This window comes from Kitasatospora sp. NPDC007106 (assembly GCF_040634455.1).
GTDB lineage: Bacteria > Actinomycetota > Actinomycetes > Streptomycetales > Streptomycetaceae > Kitasatospora > Kitasatospora arboriphila.
In genome coordinates, this window is the sequence record NZ_JBEYFP010000284.1 from 1 (window position 1) to 7,272 (window position 7,272).

The following is a 7,272-nucleotide window of genomic DNA, read 5'->3' on the forward strand; positions in this document are numbered from 1 at the left end:
GGGACGAGGCCGACCGGCGGCTGCACGCCGACGTCCGGCCCGGGGCGGTGCTGCTCGCCCTGGTGCCGCCCGCGGGCGCCGGGGTGGGCACGGCGGAGGTGGAGCTGGCGCGGCGGATCTCCGCCGTCCTGCACGGCGCGGGGGCGGCGGGGGAGCCGCGCTCCGTGCAGCTCCTGGAGATCGGCGTCGACGCGCTGGACGCCGCCGCGGTGCGGCCGTTCTGGAAGGCGGTGCTGGGCTACGCGGACACCCCGGGCGCGGACGGGCCGTCGGATCCGCTGGTGGACCCGGCCGGGCGGGGCCCGGCGGTCTGGTTCCAGCGGATGGAGCTGTCGCGGCCGCAGCGCAACCGGCTGCACCTGGACGTGACCGTGCCGCACGACGAGGCGCAGCGGCGGGTCGGGGCCGCGCTGGCCGCCGGCGGCCGGCTGGTCTCCGCCGCGCGTGCGCCCGCGTGGTGGGTGCTGGCGGATCCGGAGGGCAACGAGGTGTGTGTGAGCACCTGGCAGGGCCGGGACGGGTAGCCGCGGCGCGCGTGGGCGCTGCGGTGGACCCGGGCGGGACGTCGTGGGTCGACCGCCCGGGTCCACCGGTCCGTGGGGCCGGGATCAGCCGGCGGTCACCGAGGTGTCGTCGATCAGGAAGCTGGTCTGGAGGGAGGAGTCCTCCGTGCCGGTGAACTTGATCGTGACGGTCTTGCCCTTGAAGGCCGACAGGTCGAGCGTGCGCTGGACGTAGCCCGTGGTGGCGTCGACGTTCGAGTAGGTGGCCAGGGTGGTGGTCGTGGCGCCGTCGACGACCTGGACCTTCAGCGTGTCGTAGGCGGTGCTGCCCTTCTCGGCCGTGCTGATCCGGCTCCAGAAGGTCAGCTGGGGCGCGGTGGCGGCCGCCGGGACGGTCACCGTCTGCGCGAGCGTGTCGGTGTGGGCGGAGCCGTAGCCGTCCAGCCAGGCGTAGTACGAGCCGGTGCGGGGGGCCGCGCCCGTCTCGTTGGTGATGACGCCGGAGGAGCCCGTCCAGGAGGTCGCGCCGGACTCGAAGCCCGGGTTGAGCAGCAGGTTGCCGCCGGACGGCGGCGGGGTGGTGCCGCTGCAGGTGGTGGCGGTCGGGGCGACGGAGACCGCGTTCCACGCCTTCTCCACCGCGGCGCACTGGGTGCTGCCGCCGCCGTACAGGTCCTTGGCGGCCTTGACGGTGGCGGTGCGGGCGCCCGGGTAGTCGGTGTTGGAGGTCATGTAGACCGACAGCGCGCGGTACCAGATCTTGGTGGACGCGTCGTTGCCGATGCCGGTGACCGTGGAGCCGTCGCAGGTCGGGCTGTTGCCCCACTGGGACTGGCCGGAGCCGACGGCGAGCAGGTAGAAGAAGTGGTTGCCGACGCCGGACGAGTAGTGCGGGTTGAGGTTCTTGGTGGTGCTGGACCAGCACTTGACGGACTTGCCGTCCTTGCTCGGGTCGTCCATCCAGCGCAGCGGGGTGCCGTTGCCGTTGATGTCGATCTTCTCGCCGATGAGGTAGTCCGGCGCGTCGGCCGGGCTGTTGGCGTTGAACTCGACCATCGTGCCCATGATGTCCGAGGTGGCCTCGTTGAGGCCGCCCGCGTCGCCGCTGTAGATCAGGCCGGCGGTGGCGGCCGTGACGCCGTGGCTCATCTCGTGGCCGGCGACGTCGATCTCGGTGAACGGCTTGGAGCCGACCGCGCCGTCGCCGTAGATCATCGAGAAGCTGGTGTCGTCCCAGCCGGCGTTGTCGTAGTTGGTGCCGTAGTGGACGAAGGAGCGGGCGCCGACGCCGTCGTTCTTGATGCCGTTGCGGTTGAGGACGTTCTTGTAGAAGTCCCAGGTGGCCTGGATGCCGTAGTGGGCGTCGACGGCGACCGTGGCGCGGTCGGTCAGGGCGTTGTTGCCCCAGACGTTGTCGGCGTCGTTGAAGGCCACGCCCCAGCCGGCCGGCGGCGAGTCGTTGAAGGCGGTCTGGTTCTGCGCGTCGCGGGTCTCGCCGTTGCCGCGCAGCGGGTCCTTGAGCGTGTAGCTGCTCGTGGAGTTCTGGGTGGTGCTGACGGTGACGTTGCCGACCTGGTAGCCCTTGCCGGTGCCGCTGGAGGCCGCGGCGGCCTGCGCGCCGGGCGGGGTCACGAGGCCGGGGGCCAGCCGGCCCTTGCCGCGCTGGGTGCCGTCCGGGACGAACGCGGAGAAGCTGTCCCAGGTCTGGCCGGGGGCGCCGGTGACGGCGTCGACCAGGACGTGGAAGTGGCTGGGGGAGTGGTCCGGGTCGGTGCCGTTGATCACGACCTCCCAGACGAGCTTCGGCGAGGCGCCGGTGACGTCGACGGTGAGGACGGCGGTGCTGCTGCCGCGGGTGCCGCGGAAGAGCCCGGCGGCCTTGGCGATCGCCTGCTTGTCGGTGACGGAGGGGGTCACCGAGAGCGAGATCGGGGCGGCCAGCGTGAGGCTGGTCGAGTCGAGGGTGCCGTTGGGGGCGGAGTGGACGACCACGTCGCCGCCGCGGACGGGAAGGCCGCGGTAGGTGCGGTTGAAGTGGACGTGGCGGGTGCCGTCCTTGTCGACCTGCACGTTGGTGACCTGGAAACGGTCGTCGGCGCCGGCCTTCACGGCGTTCGGGTGGGCCGCGACCTGGGCGTTGGCGTCCTGCACGGCCTTGCTGTGGGTGGCCGGGGCCTGCGGGCCGGGAGTGGCGGCCACGGCGGGGACACCGGCGCCGGCTATGACGAAGGTGCTGACCGCGAGGGTGACCGAGCTGCTCAGGAGGGGTCTCTTCATGGCGCCGAAGATTGCTAGTTCATATGAATACCAGTCAACGCGCAGCAATTTTGTAAAAATTAACAGACTTCAAGTTTGCGGTTGATGTGAACGGGCCAGGATCGGGTGTCTCGCGGAAACACCCGCTGCTGCCTGGGAGTTCGTGATCGTAGCGCGCCCGGGCGCCGCTGCCGGACGGTCGTCGGCTGTGATCGATATCACTCCGCGGCGGCGGGCCGCCGGGCGGTCGCTGGTAGGCTCCTGAGGTGCTGTTCAGCGCCCTTGGAGGGGGTGTTCGCGGACCACGTCCTCGGGGCGTTTGTCCGTCCGCAAACCTTCGAACCGGGGTGCGCGCAGCCGTCCGTCGCGGGTCCACTCGGTGAAGCCGACCCGGGCGACCAGCCGTGGTTCGACCCAGTGCACCCGGCGCTCCCCGGCGGGCGGGTCGGCGAACGGCGGGTCGGGGCGGACGAGGGTGTCGAGCCGGGCCCGCAGCCGGTGCAGCAGGGCCGTGTCGAAGCCCGTGCCGACCTTGCCGGCGTAGCGCAGCAGGGCGCCCTCGTAGTGCCCGACCAGCAGGGCGCCGAAGCCGGTGCGGCGGCCGGTCGGCTCCGTGAAACCGCCGACCACCAACTCCTGGCCCGCGGTGCACGGCAGCTTCAGCCAGTCCTGGGAGCGGCGCGGCACGTACCGGCTGTCGGCGCGCTTGGCGACCAGCCCCTCCCAGCCCCGCGCGCAGGCCTCGGCGAGCGGCACCCGGCCGTCCGCCCGGGCGTGCTCGGTGAAGTGCAGCGGATCGGCGAAGTCCAGTGTCTCGCGCAGCAGTTGCTTGCGGTCCAGGAGCGGCAGCCCGGTGGTGTCGTGCCCCATCAGCGCGGTCAGGTCGAACAGGAAGTAGGAGACCCGCACCCCGGCGGCGGCCGCCCGGACGGGGTCGCGCAGATGCATCCGCCGCTGCAGCCGGGCGAAGCTGGTCCGGCCCTCCTCGTCGAGCGCGACGATCTCGCCGTCCACGGTGAACCGGGGGACGGGCTGCGCGGCGAGCGCCGCCACCAGCTCCGGGTAGCCCCCGGCCATCGGCTCGCCGGTGCGGGAGAACAGCCGGACGGTGTCGCCGTCCCGCTCGGCGACCGCCCGGACGCCGTCCAGCTTGCGTTCCAGCAGCCAGCCGTCGTCGAAGCTGCGGCGGGTGCTCGGAGTGGCGAGCATCGGGCGGATCGGCACGTCTGCGCAGGTACCCGGGGACCGGTCGGACGGAAACCGGTCCGGCCGCCCTGCCGCCGGGACGGCCCAGTGGGACAGTGGACTGCGGGGGACGGCAGCTGGAAGGAGCACGCCGATGGACCAGCAACCGATGTCCGGCAGCGCGCAGCCCGCGGTCCCCGCGAAGGGCGGGCTGCAGACGGCGGAGCCGCACTGGCCGATGGAACCGGTCTTCCGGAAGAAGCCGAAGCTGTCGGTGCGGCTGCGCGACATGTTCCTGGGGGTGAGCAGCTCGGCGGTGGTCTTCCTGCTCTCGCTGACCGTCGGCCTGATCATGGTCGAGGTGCAGGTGGACTCCAACTGGATGACCGCCTTCTGCTCACTCGTCTGGGCGATCACCTTCCTCGCGCTGATCGGCTGGTTCCTCGGCCACCGCGGCGGGGACGAGGCGCCGGTCGGCCGGGTGCAGATGGCCTGAGCCCGCAGATGGCCTGAGCCCGCATCCTCCCCGGATGCCGCAGGGGCGGGGCACGCACGCCGCGTGCCCCGCCCCTGCCGCGTCCGGGCCGGTCAGCGGCCGCGCCAGACGGTGGTGATGTTGCAGAACTCCCGGATGCCGTGGCCGGACAGCTCCCGCCCGTAGCCGGAGCGCTTCACGCCGCCGAACGGGAACGCCGGGTGCGAGGCCGTCATGCCGTTGAAGAACACGCCGCCCGCCTCGATGTCGCGGGCGCAGCGCTCCTGCTCCTCGGGGTCGGTCGTCCACACGTTGGAGCTGAGGCCGAACGGGGTGTCGTTGGCCAGCTCGATCGCCTCGTCCAGGCTCTCCACCCGGTACACGGTGGCGACCGGGCCGAACGCCTCCTCGTGGTGGATGCGCATCTTCGGGGTGATGCCGGTCAGCACGGTCGGCAGGTAGTACCAGCCGCCGTCCAGCTCCTTCGGCAGGCCGTCCGGGCGGGCGCCGCCGCACTCCGCGACGGCCCCGGCGGCCACCGCGTCGTCGACGAGCTCCTCCAGGTCGGCGCGGCCCTGGGAGGTGGCGAGCGGGCCGATCTCGGTCTCCTCGGCCAGCGGGTCGCCGACCTTCAGGGCCTTCATCCGGTCGGTGAACGCCCTGGTGAACGCCTCGTAGACCTCGGCGTGCACGATGAAGCGCTTCGCGGCGATGCAGGACTGCCCGTTGTTCTGGGTGCGAGCGGTGACCGCCCACTGCACGGCGCCCGCCAGGTCGGCGGAGGGCAGCACCAGGAAGGGGTCGCTGCCGCCGAGCTCCAGCACCGACTTCTTCACCTCGTCGCCGGCGATCGAGGCGACCGAGCGGCCGGCGAGCTCGCTGCCGGTCAGCGTCACCGCGGCGACCCGGGCGTCCCGGACGACGCCCTCGACCGCGGCGGAGCCGATCAGCAGGGTCTGGAAGCAGCCCTGCGGGAAGCCCGCCTCCAGCAGCACCCGCTCCAGCGCCAGCGCCGTCCGCGGCACGTTCGAGGCGTGCTTGAGCAGGCCCACGTTGCCCGCCATCAGCGCCGGCGCGGCGAACCGCACCACCTGCCAGAGCGGGAAGTTCCACGGCATCACGGCCAGCACCACGCCGATCGGCCGGTAGCGCACGTGCACCGAGGCGCCGCCGGAGTCCGCCACGTCGGCCTCGGACGGGTGCTCGTCGGCCAGCAGCTCCGGCGCCCGGTCGGCGTACCAGCGCATCGCCTTCGCGCACTTGGCGACCTCGGCGCGGGCCGCGACGACCGGCTTGCCCATCTCCACCGTCATCGTCCGGGCGATCTCCTCGCGCTCGGCGTCGAGCAGGTCCGCGGCGCGCTTCAGCAGCGCCGCGCGCTCCTCGAAGGAGGTCGTCCGCCAGGACCGGTAGGTCTCGGCGGCGAGGCCGAGCCGCTGCTCCAGGGCGGCGGCGTCGTACGGGGCGAAGGTCTCGACGGTCTCCCCAGTGGCCGGGTTGACGGTGGCGATGGGCATGGCGGCTCACTCCTCGGTTCTGGCACACGGGTGCCGGTCGGGCCCCGGTCGGATCCACCCTCCCCCCGATCGGGGCGGGGCGCAGCCGCGGCGGCTGCCCGGGTGCGGGCGGGCCGCCGCGGCGTGCTCACCGTGCGGATCGATCAGTGCGCGGCGAGCGGGTAGTGGTCCGACAGGTCGTTGTACGTGTAGCTCTTACCCCAGCTGCTCACCGTCCACGGCGTGCTGTGGAAGCGCACGACCTGGTTGGTGTACTGCTGCGGCCGGGCGTGGTCGGCCCGGTACAGCACGTAGTCCAGGTCCTCCTTGGGCTCGCCCGGGTAGCGGTAGGCGGCGATGGAGTTGTCGACCGTGTCGAAGGAGTACGGCCAGCCGGTGCGCTGCGAGGCCGGGGCCAGGTTGCCGTTGTCGAGCAGGGCCTGGTACTCGGAGCCGTGCGAGTCGACGTTGAGGTCGCCGGCCAGCACGATCGGCTCGTTCGCCGGGATCTGCTTGGCGTCGAGGAAGGAGCGCATCGCGAGCAGCTGCTTGGCGCGGACGGCGGCCGGCTCGCCGCTGGAGCACCCGGTGTCGGTGGACTGCAGGTGGGTGCCGACCACGTGGGTGCGCAGCCCGTCGACGTTCAGCACGGCGTACACGAAGCCCTTGTTGGACCACCAGTCGGCGCCGCAGGCGTCCTTGAAGACGTACTGCTCCTTGCGCAGGATCGGCCACTTGCTGAGCAGCGTCACCCCGCCGTCCTCGGGTGTGGTCGAGCTGTAGCTGCCGGAGGTGGCGTCCCAGCCGCCGGTGGAGCGGCCGACCACCGGCGTGTGGTACGGGTACGCGGCCGAGGCGCGGGCGGTCAGCGCGTCGGAGGCGGCGTTGTCGAACGCCTCCTGGAGGACCACCACGTCGTGGCCCTGGAAGAAGTCCGCCGAGGCGATCGCCTGCGCGCGGAGGTCCTGGCCCCAGTTCGGGTAGAGCGACTTGCTCATCAGGAACACGTTGTACGTGAGGACGTCGAGCGCGGGCGCGGTGACCGGTGCGCTCTCGGCCGCGGCGCCGGTGGCGGCAGCCGCGGGGGTGGCGGCGAGCGTGCCGAGCACGGCGGCGGCGACACAGGCCGCGGCGGCCGTTCTGGTGGCGCGGCGGACGGACGACAGGGGCATCGAAGCTCCGTGAGGGTGTGTCGTGAACCCGTCGGGTTGCGGGATGTTGTGCATCCAACTTCGGCGCCCGCACGGCGTGCAAGACATCGGGCGAGCATTCGGTGAACTCGTCCGAAACAGTGCTACCGATCGGTAGTCGGATGGGTCCGGGACGCACGGCGGCCGGGTCGGGTGCGCCCGCACCC

General features: G+C 72.5%; 6 protein-coding genes. 2 read left to right on the plus strand and 4 right to left on the minus strand.

Going from position 1 to position 7,272, the window contains the following annotated elements; translation table 11 throughout:
- Positions 1-524, plus strand: a 524-nt coding sequence (locus ABZ641_RS20905) for a VOC family protein (protein ID WP_359983772.1), incomplete at its 5' end; no start/stop codon positions are given.
- An 84-nt stretch (positions 525-608) separates the two neighbouring features.
- Here the strand turns inward: ABZ641_RS20905 and ABZ641_RS20910 are convergent.
- Both ABZ641_RS20910 and ligD read right to left on the minus strand, forming a co-directional pair.
- Positions 609-2,780 carry a M4 family metallopeptidase gene (locus ABZ641_RS20910; RefSeq protein ID WP_359983775.1) on the minus strand — a complete coding sequence of 724 codons (2,172 nt, stop codon included), beginning with the start codon at positions 2,778-2,780 and terminating at the stop codon, positions 609-611.
- A gap of 252 nt (positions 2,781-3,032) precedes the next feature.
- Positions 3,033-3,968, minus strand: coding sequence for a non-homologous end-joining DNA ligase (gene ligD / locus ABZ641_RS20915; RefSeq protein WP_359983777.1), 936 nt, complete (start codon positions 3,966-3,968; stop codon positions 3,033-3,035).
- Positions 3,969-4,098: 130 nt separating this feature from the next.
- On the opposite strand from ligD, the gene ABZ641_RS20920 reads away from it, so the two are divergent.
- On the plus strand, positions 4,099-4,440 hold the full coding sequence (locus tag ABZ641_RS20920) for a hypothetical protein (protein WP_359983780.1): 342 nt from the start codon (positions 4,099-4,101) through the stop codon (positions 4,438-4,440).
- A 92-nt stretch (positions 4,441-4,532) separates the two neighbouring features.
- Here the strand turns inward: ABZ641_RS20920 and ABZ641_RS20925 are convergent, their stop codons facing one another.
- Positions 4,533-5,936, minus strand: coding sequence for an NADP-dependent succinic semialdehyde dehydrogenase (locus tag ABZ641_RS20925; RefSeq protein ID WP_344628326.1), 1,404 nt, complete (start codon positions 5,934-5,936; stop codon positions 4,533-4,535).
- A 143-nt stretch (positions 5,937-6,079) separates the two neighbouring features.
- The gene (gene sph, locus ABZ641_RS20930; protein ID WP_344628327.1) at positions 6,080-7,087 is read right to left on the minus strand and encodes a sphingomyelin phosphodiesterase; all 1,008 of its coding nucleotides are present in this window, start codon (positions 7,085-7,087) and stop codon (positions 6,080-6,082) included.
- Between the last annotated feature and the right edge of the window lie 185 nt (positions 7,088-7,272).

Coding starts and splice junctions, on each gene's coding strand:
- ABZ641_RS20910 (WP_359983775.1), bottom strand. CDS start 2,780: ATGAAGAGACCCCTCCTGAGCAGCTCGGTCACCCTCGCGGTCAGCACC.
- ligD (WP_359983777.1), bottom strand. CDS start 3,968: ATGCTCGCCACTCCGAGCACCCGCCGCAGCTTCGACGACGGCTGGCTG.
- ABZ641_RS20920 (WP_359983780.1), top strand. CDS start 4,099: ATGGACCAGCAACCGATGTCCGGCAGCGCGCAGCCCGCGGTCCCCGCG.
- ABZ641_RS20925 (WP_344628326.1), bottom strand. CDS start 5,936: ATGCCCATCGCCACCGTCAACCCGGCCACTGGGGAGACCGTCGAGACC.
- sph (WP_344628327.1), bottom strand. CDS start 7,087: ATGCCCCTGTCGTCCGTCCGCCGCGCCACCAGAACGGCCGCCGCGGCC.